General features: G+C 64.7%; 21 protein-coding genes. 8 read left to right on the top strand and 13 right to left on the bottom strand.

What is annotated here, in order from left to right; genetic code table 11:
• Positions 1-241, top strand: a 241-nt coding sequence (locus SR3_RS32225; protein WP_218018850.1) for a hypothetical protein, incomplete at its 5' end; no start/stop codon positions are given.
• Between the two features lie 61 nt (positions 242-302).
• On the opposite strand, the gene SR3_RS19010 is transcribed toward SR3_RS32225, so the two are convergent.
• Both SR3_RS19010 and SR3_RS19005 read right to left on the bottom strand, forming a co-directional pair.
• Positions 303-1,880, bottom strand: a complete 1,578-nt coding sequence (locus SR3_RS19010) for a hypothetical protein (RefSeq protein ID WP_068089848.1) — start codon at positions 1,878-1,880, stop codon at positions 303-305.
• A 111-nt stretch (positions 1,881-1,991) separates the two neighbouring features.
• Positions 1,992-3,878, bottom strand: coding sequence for a potassium transporter Kup (locus SR3_RS19005; protein ID WP_068089846.1), 1,887 nt, complete (start codon positions 3,876-3,878; stop codon positions 1,992-1,994).
• Between the two features lie 419 nt (positions 3,879-4,297).
• On the opposite strand from SR3_RS19005, the gene SR3_RS19000 reads away from it, so the two are divergent.
• Positions 4,298-4,858: a flavin reductase family protein gene (locus SR3_RS19000; protein ID WP_068089844.1), complete on the top strand. Its 561-nt coding sequence runs from the start codon at positions 4,298-4,300 to the stop codon at positions 4,856-4,858.
• A gap of 6 nt (positions 4,859-4,864) precedes the next feature.
• On the opposite strand, the gene SR3_RS18995 is transcribed toward SR3_RS19000, so the two are convergent.
• Entirely contained in the window at positions 4,865-5,263 is a 399-nt protein-coding gene (locus SR3_RS18995; protein ID WP_068089842.1) for a hypothetical protein, read from the bottom strand.
• A 36-nt stretch (positions 5,264-5,299) separates the two neighbouring features.
• On the bottom strand, positions 5,300-6,703 hold the full coding sequence (locus SR3_RS18990; protein WP_068089840.1) for a dihydrolipoyl dehydrogenase: 1,404 nt from the start codon (positions 6,701-6,703) through the stop codon (positions 5,300-5,302).
• Between the two features lie 185 nt (positions 6,704-6,888).
• Here SR3_RS18990 and SR3_RS32100 point away from each other — a divergent pair, with 185 nt between their 5' ends.
• Positions 6,889-7,044, top strand: coding sequence for a hypothetical protein (locus SR3_RS32100; RefSeq protein WP_174549166.1), 156 nt, complete (start codon positions 6,889-6,891; stop codon positions 7,042-7,044).
• A 69-nt stretch (positions 7,045-7,113) separates the two neighbouring features.
• Here SR3_RS32100 and SR3_RS18985 read toward each other — a convergent pair whose 3' ends face one another.
• A complete protein-coding gene (locus SR3_RS18985) occupies positions 7,114-7,365 on the bottom strand; it encodes a DUF2171 domain-containing protein (protein WP_068089836.1) in 252 nt (83 codons plus the stop codon).
• A 207-nt stretch (positions 7,366-7,572) separates the two neighbouring features.
• On the opposite strand from SR3_RS18985, the gene SR3_RS32220 reads away from it, so the two are divergent.
• The 3 genes from SR3_RS32220 (at position 7,573) to SR3_RS18970 (ending at position 9,766) form a co-directional block, all read left to right on the top strand.
• On the top strand, positions 7,573-8,052 hold the full coding sequence (locus SR3_RS32220; RefSeq protein WP_068089835.1) for a DUF2231 domain-containing protein: 480 nt from the start codon (positions 7,573-7,575) through the stop codon (positions 8,050-8,052).
• Positions 8,049-9,347, top strand: a complete 1,299-nt coding sequence (locus SR3_RS18975) for a PQQ-dependent sugar dehydrogenase (RefSeq protein ID WP_068089833.1) — start codon at positions 8,049-8,051, stop codon at positions 9,345-9,347. The genes SR3_RS32220 and SR3_RS18975 overlap by 4 nt, the downstream gene beginning before the upstream one ends.
• Positions 9,348-9,457: 110 nt before the next feature.
• On the top strand, positions 9,458-9,766 hold the full coding sequence (locus tag SR3_RS18970; RefSeq protein ID WP_068089831.1) for a hypothetical protein: 309 nt from the start codon (positions 9,458-9,460) through the stop codon (positions 9,764-9,766).
• Between the two features lie 49 nt (positions 9,767-9,815).
• Here the strand turns inward: SR3_RS18970 and SR3_RS18965 are convergent, their stop codons facing one another.
• Complete coding sequence (locus SR3_RS18965; RefSeq protein WP_068089830.1) at positions 9,816-10,049, bottom strand: hypothetical protein; 234 nt, start codon at positions 10,047-10,049, stop codon at positions 9,816-9,818.
• Between the two features lie 180 nt (positions 10,050-10,229).
• A complete protein-coding gene (locus tag SR3_RS18960; protein ID WP_068089829.1) occupies positions 10,230-11,966 on the bottom strand; it encodes an FAD/NAD(P)-binding protein in 1,737 nt (578 codons plus the stop codon).
• A gap of 269 nt (positions 11,967-12,235) precedes the next feature.
• On the opposite strand from SR3_RS18960, the gene SR3_RS18955 reads away from it, so the two are divergent.
• Complete coding sequence (locus tag SR3_RS18955; protein WP_084455714.1) at positions 12,236-13,801, top strand: glucan biosynthesis protein; 1,566 nt, start codon at positions 12,236-12,238, stop codon at positions 13,799-13,801.
• A 93-nt stretch (positions 13,802-13,894) separates the two neighbouring features.
• On the opposite strand, the gene SR3_RS18950 is transcribed toward SR3_RS18955, so the two are convergent.
• From SR3_RS18950 to SR3_RS18935, 4 genes are all read right to left on the bottom strand, one after another.
• Positions 13,895-14,248 carry a response regulator gene (locus tag SR3_RS18950; protein ID WP_068089825.1) on the bottom strand — a complete coding sequence of 118 codons (354 nt, stop codon included), beginning with the start codon at positions 14,246-14,248 and terminating at the stop codon, positions 13,895-13,897.
• 91 nt (positions 14,249-14,339) lie between these two features.
• The gene (locus SR3_RS18945) at positions 14,340-14,702 is read right to left on the bottom strand and encodes a response regulator (protein ID WP_084455713.1); all 363 of its coding nucleotides are present in this window, start codon (positions 14,700-14,702) and stop codon (positions 14,340-14,342) included.
• A complete protein-coding gene (locus tag SR3_RS18940; protein WP_068089823.1) occupies positions 14,699-18,076 on the bottom strand; it encodes a chemotaxis protein CheB in 3,378 nt (1,125 codons plus the stop codon). The genes SR3_RS18945 and SR3_RS18940 overlap by 4 nt, the downstream gene beginning before the upstream one ends.
• A 50-nt stretch (positions 18,077-18,126) precedes the next feature.
• The gene (locus tag SR3_RS18935; protein WP_245653989.1) at positions 18,127-18,660 is read right to left on the bottom strand and encodes a PAS domain-containing protein; all 534 of its coding nucleotides are present in this window, start codon (positions 18,658-18,660) and stop codon (positions 18,127-18,129) included.
• A 385-nt stretch (positions 18,661-19,045) separates the two neighbouring features.
• Here SR3_RS18935 and SR3_RS18930 point away from each other — a divergent pair, with 385 nt between their 5' ends.
• Positions 19,046-20,971: a CocE/NonD family hydrolase gene (locus SR3_RS18930; RefSeq protein ID WP_068089820.1), complete on the top strand. Its 1,926-nt coding sequence runs from the start codon at positions 19,046-19,048 to the stop codon at positions 20,969-20,971.
• A 316-nt stretch (positions 20,972-21,287) separates the two neighbouring features.
• Here SR3_RS18930 and SR3_RS18925 read toward each other — a convergent pair whose 3' ends face one another.
• On the bottom strand, positions 21,288-22,538 hold the full coding sequence (locus SR3_RS18925; RefSeq protein ID WP_068089818.1) for an arsenic transporter: 1,251 nt from the start codon (positions 22,536-22,538) through the stop codon (positions 21,288-21,290).
• Positions 22,538-23,791, bottom strand: a complete 1,254-nt coding sequence (locus SR3_RS18920) for an MFS transporter (RefSeq protein ID WP_068089816.1) — start codon at positions 23,789-23,791, stop codon at positions 22,538-22,540. Before SR3_RS18920 ends, SR3_RS18925 begins: the two co-directional genes overlap by 1 nt.
• Positions 23,792-23,820 lie beyond the last annotated feature (29 nt).

Below are 23,820 nucleotides of genomic sequence, written 5' to 3'. Positions count from 1 at the left end.
AGAGGTTCATGCTGCAGGGACCAAACGATGGTGGGCAGGGATCGAGGAGTATGCTGGAAAAGGCTGGGCCATGGTCATCCTCGATCGTGTTTTATGGTCTTTTAATACGCGACGGAGGCAATCGTTGCCTGCCTGCCCATGGATCGCATTCAAGCTTCAACAGAGCGAAGGATCGTCGAGACAGGCCGGGCAATTGAAGAGCAAGATCGCCCGTCACCGGAAATTTCTGAACGGCCGGTAGGTTTCAGGGAGCCGATTTGGGGTGTTTAAGGGCAACTTTGTCAGCGCAGGCTATTCCTCAATCAGGGGTGGCCATGGTGTTCCCCGCCCCCAGCATGCCTACCTTCGGGGTGAGCGCCGCCCTGCTGCCCGCCGCCCTCATGGTGCTGTGGCTGTGGCGCTGGCGCGGGGCTCGGCATCATGGCGGGTGCCGGACGAGTCTCAGGTGGACGGGCAGGATGTGTCATGGGCGCGGAAGGTGCCCCGCCATGGATCGGCACGCGCGGCGCAACAGGATGCTCTTGCGGGATGCCTTGATTGCCTCTGTGGACCGTGACGCTCGGTTCGGGCGGCCTCATGGGAGGGAAGGCATGCCTGGCTTGGTGCACCTCAGCCCCCGGAACTCGCGCTTCAGGCCGCGGACTGTTGGGACGCTGGGGCGCCATGGCTCTCGGCGGCTGCGGCGGAACGGGGCTGTGATGGATGGCCGGGGTTTGCTCGTGGGGAGCAGGGGGGCGGTTTACGTGCCCCTGCCAGGGAGCATGGGGCATGGGACCAGGCTGCATCTGCCGCTCGGGCCGAACTGCGGGTGGCGCGGGTGCGGGGCGCGCGGGTTGGGCCACGGGCTGTGGCGGCATGGGCGGGTGCTGTGGGGCCGCATTCTGATGATGGCGTGCCAGCAGCGCAGCCGCCGCGCCCCCAGCCACTGCCGCTGCCACGACGGGGGCATAGCGCGCGCTGTCCTGCGCCCAGTTTGCCTGTTGCCAGTGTGGCGGGATTGCGCGCGGGGGTGGCGGGGTGCGGAAATCCTGCTCATGCCACTGGTCGAAGCGCTGCTGGTCTTCCGCGCGGCGCTGGGCTTCCTGGGCCCAATAGCGGCTTTCCTGCGCCGCTTCCTGCGCGTGATAGGCAGCCCAGTCCGCTTGTCGGTCGCGGTTGGCAGCCCATTGTTCGCGGGCCGCGATGATCGAATTTTGCCGCGCTGCCCAGTCCGCGGCGGAGATGGCCTGCCTCTCGCGCGAGGCTTCGTACATGCGTCGTGCGCGCCAGAGATAGGCCGCCGCATAGGCCTCCCGCGGGCCGTAGCTGTCATAGGGGATCAGCGCCCCGTCCGGCCCGTAGATCGCCGCAAGCTGGTCGCCATCATAGCCATAGCCATAGTCGGGATCGCGAACGAAATAGGGCTGCTCGGCCCCGGCGCGATAGTAATAGGTGCGATAGCCGCCCGCGACCGGCTCGACGAAGGTGCGTGAGCCGTCATAGCCCTGCCATGCCCAGGGGCTCACATTGTCGTAGCTGAAGCTGTAATCGGGCGGCGCCTCGCCCAGCGATTGCGAGACGTAACTGGCCTGATCAGCATAGGCATAGGCCGATCGCGGGTCGGCAACGCGCACGGTGCGCAGCGGTTGGGCGCGGGGCAGGGCGGTGGCCGCAGGGGCAAGCGTCACCTGCTGGGCCGGGGCGTTTGTCATCGGCAGCGTGGCGGGCAGGGCGGGCGCGGCCATGGCGCTGTCCGCACTGGCAGCGCCGTCCGGGGCCTTCTGGCAACCCCCAAGCACCAGCGCGAGCGACAGCACGCTGGTCAGGGCGGCGGGGGCAAGGCGAGGATTGCGTAAGGACATGGCAGTCTGCTCCGCAGGATCGGCATCGATGGAACGCATCAAGCGCCCCGGGCTGTGAACGGAAGCGGAAGCGAACGTTTACCCGGGAGACAGCTGCGTGGCACATGCGTAACGGCGTGAGGCCCGGGATGATCCTTCCCGACAATGCATTCAGATCGCCACGGCGCGTTCGATCTCCACCGTCTGCTCGGGCGGCAGGTTCAGGTGGCGGCTGATCCGGTCGCTGTTGCGGGCCATGAAGGTGAAGGGCCGCCGCCGCCATGCCGCCAGCCGCGGCCTGTCCTCGCGCGGGACGGGGGAGCCATGCTCGATATAATAGGTCACATCGCCGGGGTCGGCGGGCCTGATCTCTTCGGGGCAGCGGGCGATGGTGTCGGGCGCATCGGGGCTCTCCATAAAGCCATAGAGCGCGGAGATGCGCCACATGGCGGGGGCGAGGCGCTCGATGGTCATGCCCTCCTCCCGGCTGACCCAGGGCACCTGCGCGATCTCGACGCGCAGGATGATCACATGCTCGCGCAGCACCCGGTTCTGGCGGACGTGCCACAACAGGATGGGCGGAATATCCTGCGTGGTATGGGTGAGAAACACCGCCGTGCCGGACACGCGGGCGATGCCGGGCTTTGCCAGCATGGCGTCCAGTTCGGCCAGCGGCTTCGCGCCGTGGTGCACCGCCTCGCGCATGGCGCCGATCCCGCCATGCCAGAGCCACATCACCAGATAGACCAGAGCGGCCAGCAGCAGCGGCACATAGCCGCCCTCCAGCAGCTTGACCGAATTGGCCGCGAAGAAGCTGCCATCGACCAGCAGCAGCAGGCCCGCGACGGCGCCCGCGCGCAACCGCGACCAGCCCCAGATCTCGCACATCGCCAGATAGAGCAGGGCGGTGGTCATCAGCATCGTCATCGAGACGGCGATGCCATAGGCGGCGGCCAGATTGTCCGAATGGCGGAAATAGAGGGTGATGCCGATGGTCGCCAGCGCCAGCAACCAGTTGACCGAGCCGACATAGATCTGCCCATAGCCCTCCGCCGAGGTCTGGCGGATGGTGACGCGCGGCAGCCAGCCCAGCTGGATCGCCTGCCGCGTCATGGAAAAGGCGCCGGTGATGATCGACTGGCTGGCAATGATGGTGGCCAGCGTGGCCAGCACGATCAACGGCAGCAGCAGGGACGGGGGGCACAGGGCGTAGAAGATGTTATCGCCCACCGGCTGCCCATCGAGCAGCAGCGCGGCCTGCCCCGCATAGTTGAGGATCAGGCTGGGGAAGATCAGCCAGCTCCACGCGAGGCGGATCGGCCCAGCACCGAAATGGCTCATATCGGCATAGAGCGCCTCGGCCCCGGTGACGCAGAGGAACACGCCGCCCAGCAGCATGAAACCCTGCCAGCCATGACCGAGCAGATAGCGCAGCCCATGCAACGGATTGATCGCGGACAGCACGCCGGGATGGTGGATCAGGCTGGCCAGCCCCAGCACGGCGATGGTGGCGAACCACAGCAGCATCACCGGGCCGAAGGCATGGCCGATCCGCGCCGTGCCCAGCGGTTGGAGCAGAAACAGCACCAGCAGGATGCCGACGGCCAGCAACAGGATGTGAGGCGCGATGGCAGGCGTGGCGGATTTCAGCCCTTCCAGCGCGGACAGCACGGAAATCGCCGGGGTGATCGCCCCGTCGCCATAGATCAGCGCCGCGCCGAAAAGCCCGAGCGCGACGATGGCGGGGCGCTTGTGCGTTTTGGTGCCCAGCAGCGCCATCAGGGCGAGAATGCCGCCCTCGCCATCATTGTCGATCCGCATGGCGATGGTGACATATTTGACGGTGGCAACGATCACCAGGGTCCAGAACAGCAGCGAGAGCACGCCCAGCACCGACACCGCATCCACCCTGCCGCCGCCCAGCTGCAGCACCGTCTTCATCGTGTAGAGCGGGCTGGTGCCGATATCGCCGAACACCACGCCGGTAGCGCCGATCACCATGGGCAGCAGGCGGCCTTGCGGGGTGTGATGGCCGGGGTTTGCGGTCGGCTGGTTCATGTGTGTCCTTTGATAGCCCGGGACGGTTTGCGATGCCTTTCGTGACAACGATTTCGCCGGGGTTTTGGCCCGGGTTTTGGTGTGCGTCTGCAAGAAAAATCATGGAATTGAAGGTGTTGTCATGGTTTTTTCGCTGATTTTTATGGATTTTATATATCGTGAAGCGGGAAGGGTGAAGCCCCCCTTTCTTGCCGCCGCATCAGCTCCAGATGGTCGACCTGCAGGTTGCGCAGTTCCGGGGCCTTGGCACCGGAGATAGACAGCAAGGGATTGCGGAAGTGGCCCGAAATTACGCTGATTTATGTTGATGTGATCGGCTTTGCCCGCCCCGTTTGTGGGGTCGATAAAAGAAGGGCCTGTCCGGACCCATCCCCGGCTTCACACGATCCATCAGCAACCGAAACTGGGGGAAGTGGGCGTTGAAACATCCGGTCAAGAAGGACTTCCCGGTCAGTCAGGTGCGGCGCTATCTTGAGCCCGGGCCAATCGTGCTGGTTTCCTCGGCGCTGGGCGAGCAGCGCAATGTCATGACGCTGGGCTGGCATACGGTGCTGGAGTTTTCGCCCTCGCTGGTTGGTCTGATGATCTCGGCGGGCAATCACAGCTTTTCGCTGATCCGCGACAGCGCAGAATGCGTCATCAACCTGCCGACCACCGCCCTGACCGACATTGTGGTGGGCATCGGCAACACGACAGGCGCGCAGATCGACAAATTTGCCCATTTCGGCCTGACGCCGCTCAAGGCCGACAGGGTGGCAGCGCCCCTGATTGCCGAATGCCACGCCTGCTTTGAATGCCGCCTGCATGAAGCGGCGCTGGTCGATAGCCTCAACTTCTTTGTCTTCGAGGTGGTGAAGGCGCATGTCGCCCCCACGCCGAAACATCCCGAGACCCTGCATTACCGGGGCGATGGCAGCTTTATGGTTTCGGGCAAGGTGATCAGCCGCCGCGGGCTTTTTCGTCCGGAGATGCTGGATTAGCGGCTTCTACCGGGCCCGATCATGGCTGATGGCCTGCTCATCGGGCGGCGTGGCGTCATCGGCGGCGGGGCTTGTTCCGCTGATTTGATAGGATGCGCGCTTGGGCTGAAGGGTGATGAAGGGCACGCTGTCCAGCGCGGCACAGGCCTCCGCCAGCCGGTCCTGAGCCACATTGACGCGGATCACGGCACCGCCGCGATGCACGGCCTCGGCAAGGGGCTGCGCCTCTTGCGGATCGATACCCGCGCGCGTGAGGGCAGCAAGCAGAGCATCCCGGCCATGCAGTTCCGGCCCCGGCGCGATGATGCTGATCGCCTCGCGCAGCACCCCCACCCGCTCCAGCTCGCCGGCGGCTTGTCGGGCGAGGGCGGGGGTATCGAACAGGCGCGTGATCGTCTCGGTCATGCTCTTTCCCTTCCCGAAGCTTGAAATATCCGGCCATCAGCCGCCGGAGGGATGCCCTTCATCGCTGCGGCCCGGCGCCTCGTTGCCCACCGCCTTGCAGATCATGCGCAGCGCAGGCTTCAGCCCTTCTTCCAGCGTGGGGTGATAGAAGGGGCGTTCCAGCAAAGCGCTGGCGGTGAATCCACTCTCGATGGACCAGGCCAGCAGATGCGCCAGATGCTCCGCCCCGGGGCACAGCAGGATCGCGCCCAGCAGCTTCCCGCTGGCGCGATCCGCGTGAAGATGGGCCAGCCCCACCGCCTTGGCTTCGATCCGCGCCCGCCCCTGATCGCTGTAATCGGCGGTGCCGACGACGAGATCCTCGCCCTGAATCTGCCCGACCTTGGCCAGAGCGGGATCGGTGAACATGATCGAGAAGGGAATATTGTGGCGGCCCGGCGTCACATCGGGAAAGCGCGCCGCATTGTAACCGGCGATGGCTCCCTGCGTCGAAGCCTCATGAAGCACCGAACGCTCGGCATCGGCATCGCCGGCGATAAAGATCGCGCTCTCGCCGCATTGCGCCGTGGCGGGGTCGAAGACGGGCACGCCATGCTTGTCGAGCGCCAACCCGGTCGTGCCCAGATCGAGGCCATCGAGCGCGGGCGGGCGGCCCGTTGCCACCAGCACCTTGTCGAACAGGCCTTCGCCCGATGTGCGGCCCGTCCAGCGCAAACGGGCCTTGCCCTCGCTGATCCGCGCCGTGATCTTGACGCCATTGACCACCGCCATCTCCTGCCGCAGCACATCGCTCAAGCGGTTGGCGATCGCCTTGTCCTCCAGACCGGCCAGCCTGGTGCCCTCATCCAGCAAGGTCACCTTGACGCGCAGCCGGGCCATGGCCTGCGCCAGTTCCAGCCCCAGCGGCCCGGCGCCGATCACCGCCAGCGTTTCGGGCAGGGTCTCCAGTTCGAACAGCGTCTCATTGGTCAGCGCCAGATCGCCCAGCGCGGCGAAACTCTCAGGCATGGCCGGTCGCGAGCCGGTGGCGATCACGATGGCTGTGGCCGTGACGCGGGTGCCATCGTCGATCAGCAGCGTGCGCGCATCGGCGAAGCGGGCTGTGCCGCGCAACATGCTGCTGGCGGGGATTTTGGCGATCTCCTCGCGCGTGGCTTCGGCGAAGCGGTCGCGCTCGCGGCGCAGGCGCTGCATCACGCCATGGCCGCTGACCTGCGCGCTGGCGGCAATGCCGAACAACGGCGCCTGCCGCACCGCATAGGCTGCATCCGCCGCCGCGATCAGCAGCTTGGAGGGCATGCAGCCGACATTGGCGCAGGTCGTGCCGGAAAACGCAGGATCGATGATGAGCGCGCGCGCCCCGGCTCGGCGGGCGCTGCGCTCGGCGGACAGGCCTGCGGTGCCGGCGCCGATGATGGCGACGTCACAAGATAGATCCATGGAAGGCAACTTTCATAAGCTGGCCCGGCGCGGCAATCCGTGGAGCACAGTGATCCGGGCGGGGGAAACGTCTTCCTGTTGCGAAGAGACAGGCAGGCCCGAGGTTCCCTGATGCAGCGGTGACCGGCGTGAAACACCAGGACCAGGCGGCCATTCCCGAAGAGAAACCCCTGTCAAGGAGCCCCATGGCCACCATCGATCTCTCCGATGCGCATACGCGGCGCACCAGCCTTCACGGGCGCAAGGGCATCGCGGCGGGCGTGCATGATCTGCTGACCCAGCCAAGGTGCACGGTGGTGCAGCAATTGACCATCGTGCCGCGCGGGCTGGAAGCGGAATAGGCCTGCATAGGCGGATGGCCGCGGGGCCAAGACATCGCCCCACGGCCATCCAATTCCCAACGGTCGGGCTTAGATGCCCTCGCCATCCTTTTCTTCCTCGAAGGTCACGGCGACATCGGCGTTGGCCGAAAGGCGCACCGTGTCCCCCTCGACCTCGGCCACCAGCCCGCCGGAAATATAGTGATGGTGCCCGCTGTGCGACCCGCTCTCGGCCTTGGTCAGCTTGATGCGGTCGCCCTCGATCCGGTCGACCGTGCCGACATGCACGCCGTCGGCGCCGATGATGTCCATATGTTCCTTGATCTGGTCGAGATTGGCCATGACATGCTCCTGTTGCCGGTGTGGCGCAGGGGAAACGCGCCAGAGCAGGGAAGGGCGCGTGCTTTTCGTCGCAAAAATCCGCCGCTTCGATGGATAACGGGCGCCAGCGGCGGCGGAACATCCCCGCGGCCGGACTGTATCGGAAAGAACGGCCCGATCAGGCCGGGTGGCCAAGCGGCCCCGCATCGTCAAAAAAGGAACGCGCCTGTGGCAACCGCCCCTGATCCCGCCTTTCCTCAAGCCCGTCGCCCCGAGGCGATCGGCCCGGTTTTTCCGGCCAGCTATCCGCTGCATGTGATCCTCTCGGCCTATCCCATCGCCTGCTTTACCGGCGCTTTTCTGACCGACTGGGCCTATCTGGCGAGCTATGAGATGCAATGGGCCAATTTCTCGGCCTGGCTGATCGTGGCCGGACTGGTGATGGGCGTGCTGACCGGGATTGCCGGGCTGGTCGATTTCTTCAGCAGCCGGCGGATGCGGCGGCCACGGGCGGGGTGGTGGCACGGGCTGGGCAATGGGCTGGTGATGCTGCTGGCGCTGCTCAACGCCTTTGTGCACAGCCGCGATGCCTATACCTCGGTGATGCCCTGGGGCATTCTGCTCTCGCTGCTGACTGCCGTGTTGGTGCTGGTGACCAGCTGGCTGGGCACGCGACAGACCATGCAGGCGTTGGAGTTCGGTCGGTGAAGCGCGCGCTTTCCTTCGCCGCGCTGCTGGCTCTCTCCGCTTGCGATGGGCCCGCCGCCAGCCCCGATGCGCAGACCGGCCCCAACCCGCAACTGCCCGATCAGCAGCAATATCTGATGCCGCCGATGAAGGTGGGCAAGGTGATGCCCTGGGGCAATGCCATGCCCACGCCTGCGCCGGGCCTGCAGGTGCAGGCGCTGGCCACAGGGCTGGAGCATCCGCGACAGGTCTATCCTCTGCCAAACGGCGATGTGCTGGTGGTGGAAAGCAACGGTCCGCAGGCACCGGTCTTCCGCCCCAAGGAGATCATTATGGGACTGGTGCAGGGCTCGGCGGGGGCCAAGGCCAAGTCCGCCAACCGCATCACCCTGCTGCGCGACGCCGATGGCGATGGCAAGTATGAGCAGCGCAGTGTGTTTCTCGATAAGCTCAACTCGCCCTTCGGCGTGGCGCTGGTGGGCAACGATCTCTATGTCGCCAATGCCGATGCGCTGATCCGCTTTCCCTATGTCACCGGAGACACGCGGATCACCGCGCCGGGCCAGAAGCTGGTCGATCTGCCCGGCGGGCCGATCAACCATCACTGGACCAAGAGCCTTGTCGCCAGCCCGGATGGCAGCAAGCTTTATGTCGGTGTGGGATCGAACAGCAACATCACCGAAAACGGCATTGGCGCCGAGCTGAACCGCGCCGCTGTCTGGGAAATCGACCGGGCGAGCGGCGCCTGGAAGCTCTATGCCGGGGGCCTGCGCAACCCCGCTGCCGTGGCCATCGAGCCGCAGAGCCATGCCGTCTGGGCCGCCGTCAATGAGCGCGACGAACTCGGCCCCAATCTGGTGCCCGACTACATCACCTCGCTGCGGCCCGGGGGCTTTTATGGCTGGCCCTACAGCTATTACGGCAGGCATGTCGATCCGCGCGTGAAGCCGACACGGCCCGATCTGGTGGCGAGCGCGCTGGTGCCCGATTATGCGCTGGGATCGCATGTCGCGCCGCTGGGACTGGCCTTTGCCAACAATGGCGCCCTGCTGCCTGACACGATGCGCAACGGCGCCTTCGTGGGTGAGCATGGCAGTTGGGATCGCGATCCCTTCAACGGTTATCGCGTGGTGTTTGTCGGATTTGCCAATGGGCGGCCGGTCGCCAAGCCGGTGGATGTGCTGACGGGCTTCCTCGACCGTAACAACACGGTGCATGGCCGCCCGGTGGGCGTGGCGATGGACACGCGTGGCGCGTTGCTGGTGGCCGACGATGTGGGCAACGCCGTCTGGCGGGTGAGCGCGAAGCGCCCCTGAAGGCTGCCCGGCGTATGGCCGCGATCATATGGGCTTCGCGCAAGCTGCGCTGAGGGCGCGGGCGGAACATCGGACTCCCGCCGATCATTGCCTCTGACAGGAGAGAGATCATGAGTGACACCTCGGTTGGGCCCGCCGAACATCTTGTGAAGCCTGTGGAGCAGCAGGAAGGATCGTCCACGATCCGGGTGGATGCCCAGCAGGCCAATGATGCCGATGCGCGGCAAGGCCGGGCGGGGGAGGAGGCCAAGCCCTTCTCCGAAGCCGGGCAGGAGGGCCATCACCTGCCCCCGCATCGCCCCGGTGACAGCGATATGGCGCCCGATGAGCCCAATGATATGATCTCAGAACGGCGCAATGCCAGCCGCGATGATACCGGGAGCGAGACAACTGTCGAAAGCGAAACGCCGGCAGACTGATGCTGAGGTACGAACAGATCAGCGGCCTGACAAGCCTCAGGCAGGGCTGTTATCGGCCCGCAAAGGCATCATAGGCTTCTTGCGCAATATCGGAGGCTACTTCGGCCAGAACATCGTAATCCGGTTCGCCGCCCTGCTTGCGGGTTTCGGCGACACCGGCCCGCATCGCCCTGAGATAGGCTTGCCGGGCCACGGACAGGCCCGCTTCATCCGATCCGATGATGCGCATCGGCGGGAAATGCGGATCGTGAAATCCCTCGGCACTGGTGTTGTCTTGGGTCATGGTCTGCCCCGTCGATCGATCGCTGTGCCTGCAATGCATGCTCCGCTCGTCGCGCAATAAACAGGGGCTTCAGATGAGGCGTTGCGTTTCAGCGACGCCTGATGGGCTGCGCCGCGCCTTTGCCCCGCCGTGGCCGGGCCATATCCGGCATAGCCCTCCCGGTTCAGGGTGGCAGAGCGTTTATGCAACCGGCTCCACCACCGGCCTCTTTGGCAGATGGATCGCGCGAATTGCCGCTTCGTCGCCGCAATAGACGGGGCAGGTGGTGTCCAGCGTGGCGAGATAATGGCTGACCTGCCGCCTCGTGTCCTCGGGCAGGTCCGGCTTCTGGTCAGTGGTCCGCAGCAGGGCCGTTGCCGTGCTTCGTCCCATGGCGGCGCTTTCGCACAGGCCCTGAACAAAGGGGTGTCGCTTGAGCAGAAAGGGGAGCGCAAGGCAGTGAACGCGCCCGAGCGCGGGATCGTCAGGGACGATCACCAGATCCTCGCTGGGAGGAAGCCCGTCATTCCAGTCCAGCCCCTGGTCTCTGGCCCGGGCACAGAGTTGCAGCCGCAAGGTGGGAAAGGGGAAGAGATCCAGCCCCAGCGGTTGCTGCCCGCGCGCGTCGATCAGGCTGTCAAATTGCAGCGAGCGCTCGCCAATCTGGATTTGCCAGCCCTGGTCGCCCCGGTCGCTCAGACCATAGCTCGGGCCGAGCCTTTCGATCTGCAGCCTGCCCGCCTCCTGCAAGGCCAGCAGGCGGTCGATGGAAAGATGGGGCACGGCCGCATAATTGTCTGTGAAGCAGCGCTTGATGCCGGTTTCGAACCGCTTGAGGTCTGTGGGCGACAGCCGAGGAACGATGCGGCCAAAGGGCTCATGCATCCGCAAAATGGCATAGCGCCAGCCCTGAGTGCGGCGCTGGCGATGGCTGCTGCGCGCTTCGGCGAGATTGACACGTGCGTGGAGGAAGGGATCGATGCTCCGCCTTTGGGCGAAATAGCGGTCGGCAAAGCTATCGGCGGTTGCGCTGTCCAGATCGATGCTGTCGGCATAGGCTGGATCGAGATCGCGCAGTTGGCGGGCGAACAGCGCGAAGATCCGGTCCAGATCGCCATCGCAGCCTTGCAGCACCTGCGCCAACGCTCGATCGGTGAAGAGATCGAGCGGTTCGAGCGGAAAGGGAAACCAGAAATCCGCCTCGGGCAGCAGGCCGCTGCGCGAGAGCATGGTCACCTGCCAGCCGGTGTCGCCCCGATAGGCCAGGCCTTGCGCGGTCTCGACGAAATCGCCATGCCGCAGAGCCAGTGTCACCACGGCATCGATCGCGCTCAGTGAACTGCCCAGGAGGCCGATGTTCTCGGCGCCAGCAGGCGCGCGAGGCGGCTGGGCCGGGCCGTGGGAACCATAGCCGGTGGCAATCACCAGCCTGTCCAGCCAATCTGTGCCTTGCTTGCCCTTCGTGTCCCATGCGATGCGCACCCCATCCGGGAAGGCCGCGACATCGGTGACCCGGTGGGAGCGATGGACGGTCACCCTATGTGGTCCGAGATGATGGGCGAGCAGCAGATCGAACTGGTCGGCAAAATAGGCACCCAGCACCAGACGCGGGAAAAATGCGCGATTGTCATCCGCGCTATCCGCGATGCCCCAGGCGGCGAGGCGTTCGATGCTCTGGCGTTTGGCCCAGCCGTTCAGCGTTTCGCACAAGGGCGGAAGCTCGATCCCGGCGATGTTGGCCAGCATCGGCATGGTGGCATGATCGGTGCTGAAGGGGACGCCCGGACCGGTTTTTTCTCCCGCCTCATAGAGATGGATGTCGCAGGGTTGATCGCTTTCGAGCAGAGCCTGAAGGGTGTAGAGCGCGGTCGGTCCGGTGCCGACAATGCCGATCCGAAGGTTGGCGGGTGAAGGTGGCCCTTGTGGGGAGGTGACCATGGTCTATCCGTGACTCGGTTGGGCACTTGCCGTGGTTTGGGAAACAATCGTCGGTTCGAATGCATGACATCGGACTTGGCTGGAAATCCATGCATCAGAAAACCGGGAGCGGCGCCTGGACAGGCTGTGTTTCCGAACAGCGCTGAAAGGGTGAGGTTCCGCAGCCTTTCGTTGAGCTGATGTTATGGTGACGCCAAAGCGGATGCCCAGACACCGGTCTGGAACTTGCGCGCAGGCGATCTCTTCTGTGATCTGTCAGGAGAAGAACCATGGCCAGCCCTGTTCCCGACGACTGCATCGACCCTGGTGCCCCTGCCGGGCCATCTGCCTTGTCCGCCTTTTCCCGCCGCGACATTTGCGGCGGCATCGCAGGCCTGTCCTTCGCGTCACTGGCGGGCATAGCGACCGCCGCTGTTGGCGACACCGCCCCCACGCGTTTTGGCCCGCCGCAAAGCTTTTCCTGGGAGGAGCTGACGGCCCTTGTGCGCAGGCTGGCGGCCAAACCCTATGAGGCAGCGGCATCCACGCCCGGTGCGCATGACATTGATTTCGATGCCGCAGGAAAGCTCATCTATGGCCCTGCGACGCCGCTGACGGGCACGGTCCGCCTGCTGCCGGTCAACCGCTATGCGCCCGCCCCTGTGAAGCTGAATGTCCTGCAGGGCGGACAGGCGCGCCCTTTGCTGTCGAGCAAAGGCTTGTTCGCCGGGGGTGCCGAGGCCAGACCGGCCGGTTTTCGCGTGCTCAACGCCCGCGCCGAGGGCGACTGGCTGTCCTTCATGGGCGCATCCTATTTCCGGACCGCAGGCGCGCAGAACCAATATGGCATCTCGGCAAGGGGGATCGCGGTCGATACGGCGCTGGCCAGCGAGGAAGAGTTCCCGGCCTTCACCGAGTTCTGGATCGAGACGCTGAGCGATAGCGCCATGCGCGTCTATGGGCTGATCGACGGGCCCAGTCTGGTGGGCGCCATGCGCTTTGACAACAGCACCGGGCCCGACGGAGTGGTGCAGGATGTGACGGCTGTCTTTGCCATGCGCAAGGACATCAAGCGGCTTGGCATCGCCCCTTCCTCCAGCATGTTCTGGTATGATCAGACCTCACCCGACCGGACGCCGGACTGGCGCCCGGAAATTCACGATTCCGATGGTCTGGCCATCGTTGCGGCCAATGGCGAGCATCTGTGGCGCCCGCTGCGCAACCCCCGCCATCCACGCACCAATGCCTTTTCCGTCACCAATCCGCGCGGCTTCGGCCTGATGCAGCGGGATCGCCGCTTCACCGACTATCAGGATGATGGCGCCTTCTATGACCGGCGCCCCAGCCTCTGGGTGGAGCCGATCGGCGATTGGGGGCCAGGCGCGGTGATGCTCTATGAGTTTCCGACCGATTCCGAAACCACCGACAACGTCACCGCCTTCTGGGTCAGCGATACGCCGGCCCGCGCGGGCGGATATCACGAATGGCGCTATCGGCTGCGCTGGACGTCGCACGATCCATCTTCGGCTGCGGGCGCTCGCCTTGTCGATCAATGGAACGGCGCGGGCGGCATACCCGGCGCGGCTGCGCGGCAGGACACGCATAAGCTGGTGTTCGATTTCGAGGGAGAAAGCCTTGCCGGGCTGGACCGCTCAAGCGGGGTTGCGGCGGTGACAAACCTGCCTGCCGCCGCTGTTCTGGCTCAGGCGGCTTATCCTGTGGTTGGCGCGGCAAAGCGCTGGCGCGTGATGCTTGATGTGCGGCCTGCGGCCATCACGCAACCCGAGTTTCGCCTGTTCCTTCAGCATAAAGGCGCCGCCTTGTCCGAAACGGTGATCGAGCCGGTGGCGGTATAAACGTAAATAAGGTCGGGTTATTTCAAATTTTAAGCACATTGAACCTCGCAGAAATCTGCGGATGGAGCAACCAATCTGTTGCGTGAGTGCTGCTTAGCGGGCTCGCTTGAACGTTCGAAAGGCTTCGACGAGAGCGGTCTGGTCAACCGGCTTGTGCAGGATCACGCAGGGCTGATAGGCCATCAGCGTGTCATCGGGTGTTCCCGTCACGAAGATCGTGGGGATCGGGCCCACCTCTTCATGGATCGCCTTGATCGCCCGCGGACCGAAACCTTGAGCCAGGGTGACATCACAGGTGATCACATCCGGCCGTCTTTCCTTCGCAGCGGCGAGCGCCCGTTCTTCCGAGCTCGCGAATGCGAAAGAGAACGCACCGTGATCCTCAAGCTGCTCTGCAAGATCCAACGCGATAAGGATCTCATCCTCAATGATCAGGACATGAGCCATTCAAACCGATTCCGTGTTCTCGATATAAGTCATAAGCAGCCGGGAAAAGGCGGTTCGAGCCATGGTCTTCCCGCCATCCTTTGGCGAAAGTTCAGCCGATCTCGCCGCCGACGGCCCTGTGCAAGGCCCTTCGCAGTTCCGAGGGTGAGCTGGGTTTCGCGCAGATCTGCGCGGCGGGATAGCGCGTCTTGAGCTGCGCTTCATCGGCATGGGCTGAATGGAAGATCAGCGGAATGCCTTCGTCGCGCAGCCGGTCGGCGGCGGGAAAGACCTCATTGTCCAGCAGGCGCACATCGAGGATGGCGCAATCGGGCAGCGTCTCATCCAGCGCGGCCAGCGTGCTGCTCACCGTCTCATAAGGCCCGTCGACCGCGAGGCCCACATCCTCGACAATGTCCTGGACATCGAGTGCAACAAGCAGCTCATCCTCGACAATCATGATGGTTTTGGTCACGTGTGGATCACCGAAAGAGGGAGACGCATGGTCAGGGAAAAACGGTGGCTGTCGATCTGGCGGGTTAATTCAGCCTTGATCTGCCGGGCCGAGGCGGTGACCAGAACCGTGCCGAAGCCGGTGGCTTCCTTGACATGGATAGGACTATCGCTCTCTTCGGACCATTCGAGCAGGATCCCATGGCCTGTGTGCGACCATGTGACGCGCAGCGTGCCATCCTTGCCGTCAAGCACGCCATATTTGGCGGCGTTGGTCGTCCATTCATGGAAGATCAGCGCAAGGGAGGACAGGCAGTTGCGGTCGATCAACAAATCCGGACCGTTCAGTTCAATGGGGGCATGTTCGCGATAGGGGGCCAGCGTGGTGTCCAGCAGGTCACGCAGCGGGATCGACTGCTGGTCTCCCGATGGCGCGGCGAGCGAATGGGCGCGGCCCAGCGCGGCGATCCGCTCGCGCAGATCCTCGCTGTAGGTGCGCACATCGCTGTGCGAGCGCCCCACCGCCGAGATCATCGCGCTGACGATGGCAAAGAGGTTCTTCACCCGGTGGTTCATCTCGCGCAGCATCAGCGCGCGGGTTTCGGCGACCGTGTATTCCTCTGTCATATCGATGGTGGTGCCCACCAGCCGCTTGGGGCGTGATCCGGCGATGGGGCGGCCAAAGGTCTTGATGTGGCGCGGCCCGTCTTGCGTCTCAAGGCGGAAACTGGCGTCGAAATCCTCGTTGCGCTCCGCCGCAATGCGCAGGCCATCCTTGACGAGCCTGCGATCGTCGGGAACGATCTTGTCCAGTGCATCGTCGAGATGGAGATCGCCATTCTCCGGCAGGCCCAGCATCGTGCGGCTGGTTGCATCCAGCACCAGCTCTCGGGTGTCGGCGCAATATTCCCAGATGCCGATGCCGCCCGCCTTGATGGCCAGGCCCAGACGCTCGCGCTCATCGGCCAGATCGCGCGCCATCGAGAGCGCTTCGGTGATGTCGGTCAGCACCAGCGTGGCGCCATCCACCGTACCATGCTGGGTACGATAGGGCAGCACGCGCAGGGCCAGCGTGCGTGCGCCGTCGCGCGTGCGCACGCGGCGCTGCATCTGCTCTCCGCTGTCGGCCACGGCGCGGGCATCGGCCAGATAGTCGGCATCCTCCAGCTTGCTGGCGACATCGGCCAGCAGGCGCCCGCGATCGGCGGGCTGGAGCGGGAAGATGCGCGTGGCGGCATCGGTGAAGCTGCGGATACGCAGCGCCTTGTCCAGCACGATGACGGCCAGTTCGGTGGATTCGAAGAAATTGCGCAGATCGGCATTGGCCACGGTGAGCTGGTCGACCTTGCTCTTCAACTCGTCATTGACGGTCGAAAGCTCCTCATTGGTCGATTGCAGCTCCTCATTCATCGACATCATTTCTTCGTTGGAGCTTTTCAGCTCCTCATTGGCCGTTTCCAGCTCCTCGACCGCGGTGCGCAGCTTGTGGCGGGTGAGGCGCAATTCCTCTTCCAGCGCCTCCATATGGTCGTCGCCGCTCTCGATCTCGGTGAGATCGGGGTCTTCGAAGGGCTGGAAGGCGCCGCGGTCATGGAACACCACCAGCAGCGTGCCATCGGGCAGCGGTTCGCACACCGCCTCGATGGGCTGGGTGCCATAGTCGGTGACGACATCGATCTGGCGGGCGACCACGCGCTTGTTGCTGTCACGCGCCTGCCGCATCAGTGTGCCCAGCACGTCGCGCAGCCCGGGTTTGGCCAGCGAGATGGCATTCGACCCGCCCGCCCGCGTGACCGGGAAGTCGAAGTAACGGCTGAGCTTGCCGAAGGCGGAGAGCACCGCGCCATCCAGATTGACCACCATCGAGGGCGGGCTGTAGCGCTCGGCCAGACGCTGGACCGCGATGGCCGGATCGGCGTGTTTGCGCTCGGCGGTGCGGCGGGCAGGGTCATCGCGGCGCCTTGCGGTGCGCTCGACGCCGGGAAGATCGATGGGATAGGCAGGGCTGCCGGGGCTGCGCTCGAAGATGCGGGCGTGGTGATCGATGGCGGGGAACAGGTGGTCGAAGCGTCCGATGCTTTCCGAGGGGCCCAGAAACAGGAAGCCGCCAGGGCGCAGCGCATAATGCAGGATCGGCATGACCGATTGCTGCAAGCGGTCATCGAAATAGATCAGCAGGTTACGGCAGGACACCAGATCGATGCGCGAGAAGGGCGGATCCTTCACCACACTGTGGTTCGAGAAGCGGATCAGGTCGCGGATCTGGCCCGAGATCGAGAAACGCTCGCCGTGGGGGATGGTCCAGCGTTCGCGCAAGGGGGCGGGAATGTCGGCCAGCGCGGCGGCGGGATAGCTGCCTTCGCGGGCGATGTTGAGCATCTGCTCGTCGATGTCGCTGGCGAAGATCTGGACCGGATTGACCAGATCCATCCCTCGCGCCGCTTCGGCGAAAAGCATGGCGATGCTGTAGGCTTCCTCGCCGCTGGAGCAGCCCGGAATCCACACGCGGATATCTTCGCCATCGCTCTGGCGCAGCAGCGGCTCGACCACCTTGATGCGCAGGGCCTCGAACATTTCGGGGTCGCGGAAGAAGCGGGTGACGTTGATGAGCAGGTCGCGGAACAGCGCCTCGCATTCTGCGGCATCGGAGCGCACGCGCTGGAGATAGGCACGGCCCGAGCCGATGTTGAGCACATGCATGCGCCGCTCGACCCGGCGGATCAGCGTCGAACGCTTGTAGCCCGAGAAATCGTGGCCGATGGCCCCGCGCAGCGTGTGGCACAGATCATCGACATGATCGGCGACGAGTTCGGCCTCATCCTCCTGAGCATCGCCCGCGCTGCGCCCGAAGAAGGCGCCGAGGCAATCGAGGATCTCGCCTGGCTGCTTGACGTAATCGACCAGCCCCGTGCCTACGGCCGCCAGCGGCATGCCGTCATATTTGGCGCTGCCCGGCTCCTGCACGACGCAGACCCCGCCATGTTCCTTGATGGCGCGCAGCCCGGTCGATCCATCGGCGCCGGTGCCCGAGAGGATGACGCAGGCAGAGTTGGCCTGCTGGTCGGTGGCCAGCGAGACGAAGAAATCGTCGATGGGGCGGCGCAGACCCCGTGGTTGCGCGAAATCGGTCAGCTGCAGCTTGCCGTCATGCAGCGCCAGCCCGCGGCCCGGCGGGATGATGTAGACATGATCGGGCTCCAGCGCCTCGCCGCCCTCGCATTGCAGCACATCGAGCGGTCCGGCGCGGTCGAGCAACTGGGCCAGCATGCTCTCGTAATTGGGATCGAGGTGCTGGACGATGACGAAGGCCATGTTGGTGGGCGGACTGGCCGCCGCAAGCATGTCGCGCAAGGCCTCAAGCCCGCCCGCCGAGGCGCCGATGCCCACGATCGGCACCCTGCGCGTTTCAGCGTCCTGACCGTCTTTTGCACATGTGTCGGTTGAGGTCACAGGATGGAACTGTCGTCAAGATTGGCAAGGATCAGCTTGGCCTGGGCGATGGCATGGGCCGAGTTGGCCACGGTGGTCAGCGTGCCCTCGACGATGATGCCGCTTTCGGCCACCACAGGGCTGAGGCGGGTCAGCGTCTGGCCCAGATCCTGGTCATAGGCCTGCAGGCGCTCGGGCTGGGCGCGGCTTATGTCGAATTGCGAGGCGAAGATGAAGCGGGTCTCGCCAGACAGTGCCCTCAGCCGCGACATGTAGAGCAGGTTGACGAAGGGCGTGCCATTCTTCTTGAAATTGATGATGGGTGTGCGGACATTGGCGATCGTATCGTCGGCAAGAAAAGCGCGCAGTTTGGCACGCGCCTCGCGGTCGTCGGCATCGCGTTGCAGCACCCGGCAATTGCGATGGAGCAGATCCTGCCGCGCATAGCCGGTGAGTTCGAGAAATCGGCGGTTGATGAGAACCAGCGGGGTATCATCTGCAGGTGAGGCCAGGGTCAGGGCGATGGGCGAATTCTCGAAAAAATTTTCCAATTCAACAGGTATCGTCACATCCGGCACGTCACTTGTCTCCAGCCTGCACCGTGCAGACGATGCCTGAGGGTCGAACGCTCAACAGGCACTCATGGTTTCCACCTTGGAGAATTTCTCCAGGAGAGTCACGGGACTCCTTTGGGCGGAGTGAGGGCCGCATCATGATCGATGCCCTGGCGGGCCGCCGCGCCATCGACGGGTGCCATGCCTTTTCCCTTCAAGTCTCGCATCATCCCGCTCCTCTGGTCCGCCAGGCGCAGGGCTGTTTGCAATGGGAAGCGATGATCACCGCCAGGTTTCTTGCATGGTCTGAGCCCATGTCTTCCCAACAAAGACCTGTTCGAAATGCCAGGGGTGTGCCACCTGATCAGCATAGCAAAGGGACATGGAATTTATGCGTATCATCGGGTTGCTGATGAGCAGTGTGGCGTTGATGCTCGGGGCGGTGGGCCATGCCCAGACCTTGCCGAACGGTATCCCGGCCAAATTCACGCCGGTCACCTCAACCTTCGATTACGATCGGCGCGAGGTCGATGTGAAGATGCGCGATGGCGTGGCGCTGCATATGGTGCTGATCGTGCCCAAGGCCGCGCATGATGCGCCCATTCTTCTGGACCGCACGCCCTATGGCGCCGAGAAGATGACCAGCCGCCAGGAAAGCAGTCACGGCGCCATGCTGGTCAATCCAGCCTATGCCGAGTTTCTGACAGCCGGTTACATCCTTGCCGTTGAAGACATTCGCGGCAAATATGGCTCCAAGGGCGAGTATGTGAACGAGCGCCCGCTGATCGGCCCGCTCAATGGCACCAAAGTGGACCATGCCACCGATGCCTTCGATACGATCGACTGGCTGAGCAAACATGTGAAGGAAGCCAATGGCCGCGTCGGCATCATCGGCACCAGCTATGACGGGATGATGGCCGCGATGGCGCTGGTTCATCCGCATCCCGCGCTCAAGGCTGCGTCGCCGATGAACCCGGTCATCAACACCTGGATGAATGACGACGATTTTCACGGCGGCGCCTTCCGGATGACCGGCTATGATTATTATTTCGGCCAGGATACGGCGCGCGGCAGCGCCGGCGACCTGTGGCGCAGCGCCTATGACGATTACGACACCTTCCTGCGTGCCGGTTCGGCCAGCGGCTTCGTCAAGAGCCGCGGGCTCGACCAGATCCCCTTCGTGAGGGACCTGCACGATCACCCCGCCTATGACACCTATTGGCAGGGGCAGGCACTGGAGACGATCCTTCCCAAACAGCCGCAGACCGTCCCCACCCTGTGGATCGGCAGCCTGTGGGATCAGGAGGATATGTATGGCGCGGTGGCGGCTTTCGAGGCGGTCAGCAAACATGATCCGAACCACCTTAACCATCTGGCGCTGGGGCCCTGGGCGCATGGCGGCTGGTCAGGGGCGGGAGACAGCCTCGGCGCAATCCGGTTCCAGTCGGATACGGGCACATGGTTTCGCCAGCATGTGCTGATCCCTTTCCTCGACGGCTATCTCAAGAGCGGCGGGCAGCCTGCGCAGATCGCGCCCGTCACCGCCTTCCAGACCGGCACGAATGAATGGCAGCGCCTGCCAAGCTGGCCGGTGGCTTGCGACAGCGGTTGCGGCACTCCGAGCCGCAAGCTCTACCTGCGCGAGAATGGTACGCTGTCCTTCGCCGCGCCAACGGCCGAGGGAGCGGATGATTATATCTCCGACCCGGCCAAGCCCATTCCCTATCGCCAGCGCCCCATTCGCGGCACGGATGCGCCGGGATCGACATGGCGGCAATGGCTGGTCGATGATCAGCGCGCCTTTTCCGATCGGCCCGACGTGCTGACATACCAGACCGAGCCGCTGGAGGCACCGCTCGCGCTGGCGGGCGCGCCGGTTGCCGATCTTGTCGCTTCAACCACGGGCAGCGATGGTGATTTCGTGGTCAAGCTGATTGACCTCTATCCTGACGAGGTGCCCGAAAAGCCCGAGATGGGCGGCTATCAACTGCCCATCGCGATGGACATTTTGCGTGGCCGCTATCGCGAGGGCTTTTCGCAGGCCAAGCCTATTACGCCCAATGCGGCGCTGACCTATCGCCTGACGCTGCCCAATGTGAACCATGTGTTCCTGCCCGGGCACCGCATCATGGTGCAGATCCAGTCCAGCTGGTTCCCGCTGTATGATCGCAATCCCCAAAGCTTCGTGCCCAATATGTTCGATGCCAAACCGGAGGATTACCGCAAGGCGACGATCCGCATTTATCACGCGCCGGCACAGGCAAGCGCCCTTGAGCTGCCGGTGGTGGCGATAGACACATCGCGATAGGACATGATGGCCAGCTGGCGAGATATCTCGCCGGCTGTCATCCGTTAAGAGAGCAATGTGCTGGTGCCGTGGCGCGAGGGTGTGCGGGAGGTCTAGGAGACGGCATTGACAGGCATGGCTTATCGGCGTGGGACGGCAGATCTTCGCCAGCCTCTCATGGATCGTGAGGCCTGAACCCAGAGCTCGGATCGCCACCGAAAACCACGAAGGCCTGGAAATACAAGCGCAATCCATAGCCGAAAGGGCGGGGCGGCCTTGGATGGCGCTTCACGGCAGGCAGCGCACGAGACCGGTCATCTGAGGTGATCCCTCAAACTCAACCGATCAGGATCCGTATCGCCAGAGCTGTGGCAAGCGCCGGGATCATCGTCACGGTGCCTGTCTTCAGGAATGGCCAAAAGCCCACATCCTCACCCTCACGACGGATCGCCTGTAGCCAGAGGATGGTGGCGAGCGAACCCGTGACCGAGAGGTTCGGGCCCAGATCGACACCAATCAGCAGCGCATCGACCACCAGCCGTGGCGGATGGGCCTGCATCGCCGCCATGCTGGCAATCAGCCCGGCAGGCAGGTTGTTCATCAGATTGGACGCGAAAGCCAGGACGGTCCCGCAAAGCGCCGCAGCCCATGCCGGATCAGCCGAGGCGCGGCCCATGGCGCGGGCGACAAGGGCGATGCCGCCAGTGCGGTCCAGAGCCTCGACCAGCACGAACAGCCCGGCGACCAGCGGCAACACGCCCCAGGCCACGCAGCGCGCAACCTTGGCCGGTGACTGCCGTGCCATCCCGCAGACCGCCAGCGCCGTGGCCATACCGGCAAGACAGGTCGGCCAGCCCAGGGGCCGGTCGGTGGCGGACATGACCATCAGCAGCACCGCCGTGGCGCCGATCCCGACCATGGCCGCCTTGCCGCAGCGCGAGAGCGGTTCGCGCGTGAGGTCGCTGGCACAATGGCCCGCAAGCCTGCGCCGTTCCGCCCAGCGGAGCATCGCGAAGGTGACGGCGATGGCAGCCAGCGAGGGCAGGGCGAAAGAGCCGAACCATTGGCCCAGCGGTGGCATCGCGCCGCCATACAGCACCAGATTGGCCGGGTTGGAAATGGGCAGCACAAAGCTGGCCGCATTGGCCACCAGCGCGCAGGCGAACAGCGCGGGCAGGGGATCGGCCCTTGCCTTGCGCGCTGCGGCAAAGACAGCCGGGGTCAGCACCACGGCGGTGGCGTCGTTCGACAGGAAGGTGGTGGTGACGATCCCGGCGAGATAGACCAGCAGGAACAGGCGCGCCGGGCTGCCTCTGGCGTGGATGGCGGCGGTGGCGGCCACCCAGTCGAACAACCCGTGCTCGCGCGCGGTTTCGCTCAGCAGCATCATCCCGATAAGGAAGAGGTAGACGTCCAGCCCCTTGCCGATCGCGCCCAGCGCCGCCCCGACTGGCATCAGCCCGAGCAGTACGAGCAGCAGCGCGCCGCCTGCCGCCCAGATCGCCTCGGGCCAGCGGAAGGGGCGCGCGATCACCCCTGCGGTGGCCACGCCACAGATCAGCCAGACAGCGCCGGGGCCCCACTCCATCAATGCTGGTCCGTGCCGCCGCAGGCCGGGCGCAAGATCCCGGCAAAGCCCAGCCACAGCCCCACACTGACCACCGCAAAGCTGCCCAGCACGTAAAAGGCCACGCGATAGCCCAGCTCCTGCGCCAGCCAGCCACCAATCGCCGGGCTGAGCGCGGCCCCAATTCCCTGCACCGTCATCACCGCGCCTTGCCCGACGTTGACGCGCCCCGTGCCGCCCAGCAGGCAGGCGACCAGGCCCGGTACCGCCACGCTCTGCAATCCGGCGCCCACGCCGTCGAGCGCCTGCACCGGCCAGACGCCCCAATTCTCGATGACGCTGCCCGCCAGCAGTCCCCGCAGCGGCAGGGCGGCAAAGGAGATCAGCAGAACCAGCCAATAGCCGCGCCCGGCAGCCATGCGCATCGCCAGCAGGGCCGCGACGATCATCACCGCCTGCGCCACCACCACGGTCTGTGCGACGAACATGGCCGGATCGCCTTTGCCCGCCCCCACCACCGCCAGCCCATAAAGCGGCAGCATGGCGCCATTGCCCAGATGGAAGCAGGCCAGCGCCGCCGCCAGGATCAGCATCGGGCGGTTGCCGAGCAGCATGCGGAAGCCCTGTGCCTGATCGTCACCGGCATCCTTTGCCTCCAGGCCACGGGCAGCGCGATGGTCGATGGCGCGCTCGGGGATCGCCAGAACCGAGGCGATGGCCAGCACGCCGAAGACCGCGGCCAGGTAGAAGATCGCCACCATGCCAAAGCGCCAGCCCAGATAGCCCGACAGGCCTGCTCCCACCATATTGCCGGTGTGATTCCAGGCCTGATTGCGACCGTTTTGCGCGTTGAAGCCGCTCTGCCGCACGATGCCCAGCGTCATACCGGTCACTGCCGGGCCGATGGCCGCCCCGGCGATTGCCGTGGCGATCTGGCTGACGGTCACGACCGGCGCCGATTGCGAAAACAGGATGAGAAAGGAGGCCAGCACGGTGCAGATGCCGGTGACGATCACCACCAGCCGCTTTTTTTCGGTATGGTCGATGAAGGCGCCGGCGGGGACCGTCATGATCATGCCGGCCACGCCCCCGGCGGTCATCACCGTGCCGATGGGACCGGAGGTCCATCCACGCTGCTGCAGAAAAACCCCCAGAAACGGGCCGATGCCTGCCTGCATATCGGCCATGAAGAAATTGAGGGATTGCAGCGCGGCCTTCGCCTGGCCCTTCGATGATGGTTCCTGCGTCTCGAACGGCAGTGATCTGGCGGCCATGAGGGTTTTCCCGAAGCTGTGTCCGTTTG

This window comes from Novosphingobium rosa NBRC 15208, assembly GCF_001598555.1.
In the GTDB taxonomy this organism is placed as follows: domain Bacteria; phylum Pseudomonadota; class Alphaproteobacteria; order Sphingomonadales; family Sphingomonadaceae; genus Novosphingobium; species Novosphingobium rosa.
The sequence above is the reverse complement of the archived record's forward strand: the minus strand, read 5'-3'. Positions and strand labels throughout refer to the sequence as shown.